Raw genomic sequence first — 2,599 nt, 5'->3', positions numbered from 1 at the left:
AACTTTAACCTTCCTTGAGCTCTGCTACCGCAGATACCCATATGCTTTATGCGGTTATTGCGTTTCTAAAAGCAAAAATGCACAGCTCAAAGAGCTGTGCTATCTATTTGTTCTTTAAGGGGCAATCAGGGTGCCCCTTCCATCGACGACTAATGAACGCTTCCATGTTCATCAATATTCACTTGTTCTGACCCTGCGTTTTGCAGCATCTTATTCAGGTTACGTAGCGAGTGCAGATGCAGGTAAACCAACTCCAAGCCATCTGAATTAAACAGCTGGGATAGGTCTTCTTGCTGCAACGCTTTTAGCTTCTCTTTATTGATTACTTTAAAGCCTGTTAGGGTGCGCTCTTCGCCTGTCGGCAGAGTAAATTTCGCGCCCATATCTTCAAACAAATCAAGCTCTGCGAGTTTCTTGCAAAAGGCTTGTGTACGTTGATAGTGGCTTTGATAATCTTGTAGGAAGCTCAGCACTTTTGTTAAGTATTGAGTCTGCTCGCCATCACCATCAAACAGACGTTCGCCTTGGTTTTCTTTATTACAGCCTGAGTAAGACTCGTCTAAACATAAAGTAAGGGTTTCACCTTCATCAGTGCTGGCAAACACAAAAGGATAACGACGAACAAAAGCAGGGACGTATTTAGCCACCCATTGCCCTTGATCATTGACGTATAAGTTTTGATCTTGCTTGATCCCCATAATCACTACAGGGAGCACTTGATCGCCTTCGCCCGCAAACACAATGGCGTAGTCTTGCGCGGCATGGGGAAACTCAGCCGCCATCAGCGGTACTGAGTTGACGTTTTTTGCGAAATCATAGTTATTTTCAGCCTTAATCGACCAATCCTGATGACGCTTTTTGTTAACCGCTTCGACCTGTCCATAAATCAATAATTGAGTAGCCACATTGAACTCCTTTTCATCGGTAAAATACTTCTTCTCTCAGCATGCCTTGCCGTTATGAACGACACTTTTCTCTAGGTTGAGAAAATAGCCTGTTGAAAGAAAATTTTGTTGAGCTAAAACTGTTTACTTAAGCGATTTGCTTACACTAAATAACGACCGCTCAACCTAGTACAACATCAACCTAGAAATCTCTAGGTCCTCATCTAGAACACTTAAATCTGTTGGTACCTCTTTTCCTTGCAGCGTGTTGTTTATCTGCTGCAGATCAAACTCTGTCAGCGTGCCTACGGCTCGTTTGAGTCGTAAATGGTTATAAAGATAGTCATAACGAGCAGCGGAATATTCGGTGCGGGCAATAAATAAATCACGAACCGCATCTAACACAGTAATACTGGTCGCCACACCGGATTCAAAAGATTGTTCTTTAAAATCCACTGCCGATTCATACGCTTCTACTGATTTTTTCAGCGCTTCCACTTTACTAATTGAGCTGGTTACGCCAGTAAAAGCATCGTGCGTTTCACGTGAGGTTTGACGCCAAGTTTGCTCAAGCTCGTTACGCGATTTATGGTAAAGAGACTCGGTTTCTCGAACTCGAGATGACACTGAGCCGCCGGCATAGATTGGGATTTTAAGACGTAGCATCACATCAGCGGTTTCAATCTCACTCTTGCCATCAAACAAGGTGCCGTTGACTTCTGTAATGTTGTAATTGGCCACTAAATCAAGCTCAGGGTAATGCCCACCTTTTTGACTGCGGATATCTTCTCGCGCTGACTCAAGGGCACTTTGTTTAGCAATAATGGAAGGGTTATTTTTTTGCGCGCTGGCTAGCCAACTTTCCACTTGAAAAGGGTCGGGCTTGACTAATATCAGCTCTTCTCCAAGCGTTGCCATATCTGGTGGAATATAGCCGGTAATCTCATACAAACCTTGCAATGAATCTCGCAGTGAGTTTCCTACTTCAATTTTACGCGCCTGCGCTTGCAGTAATCGAGCTTCAGCATCCAGTGCATCCGTTTTACGAGCAAGACCATTCGCAGCTTGGGTTTTTACAAATTCATTTACTTGCTCTAACGATTTTACTTCAGCATTAATGCCTAAATAGGTATCGCGCCTTTTCAACACGCTAAAATAAGCGGTAGCCACTCGCAGCATTAACTCTTGTCGTACCCCTTCTAGCTCAGCTGCTACTCCTTTCACATCTTGTTTTGCTTGCGAAAAAGCGGCCCAATTACTGTAGCTAAAAATAGATTGAGTAAGAGAGAGGTTAAGCTCATTGGTTGGGTAGTCTGTCGAATCCCGCAAAGATTGAATAGGATTATCTGTGCTGATTATTTTTTGATAAGTCTGAGTATGACTCAGTTCTAGATCTAAGGTAGGAAGTAGAAAAGCCAGTGCTTGATCGTATACTTCTTTATCGGCGTCATGCTGGGCAATGCCTGCACGATAAATGGGATCGTGTTCCAACGCTTGTTGATACATATCAAGCAAGTTCTCTGCACTCACACTCGAGGCCAAAGCCCCAAGCGTAACTACGCTGAGGAGTTTCCTAATCATTTAATCCATCCCTGCATCTAAATGAGCATTTATTATCAAGTAAAGGCATGCTCTTCTATGAGCAAACCGAGCTAACATCTTGATGAAGTATATGTGCTATTTACAAAAATACACAAAAAATAACACTTCTCATT

2 protein-coding genes are annotated in these 2,599 nt (G+C 43.0%); both read right to left on the bottom strand.

Going from position 1 to position 2,599, the window contains the following annotated elements; genetic code table 11:
* Positions 1-149: 149 nt before the first annotated feature.
* Positions 150-905, bottom strand: coding sequence for a SapC family protein (locus VEZ01S_RS03045; RefSeq protein WP_021712535.1), 756 nt, complete (start codon positions 903-905; stop codon positions 150-152).
* Between the two features lie 165 nt (positions 906-1,070).
* Positions 1,071-2,465 (bottom strand): TolC family outer membrane protein, encoded by a 1,395-nt coding sequence (locus tag VEZ01S_RS03040; protein WP_021712534.1) that lies wholly within the window; start codon positions 2,463-2,465, stop codon positions 1,071-1,073.
* Positions 2,466-2,599: the final 134 nt, after the last annotated feature.

Origin of the sequence: Vibrio ezurae NBRC 102218, assembly GCF_000467185.1 — a bacterium.
Lineage (GTDB): Bacteria > Pseudomonadota > Gammaproteobacteria > Enterobacterales > Vibrionaceae > Vibrio > Vibrio ezurae.
Note: the sequence above shows the minus strand (reverse complement) of the source record. Positions and strands in the feature narration are given on the sequence as shown.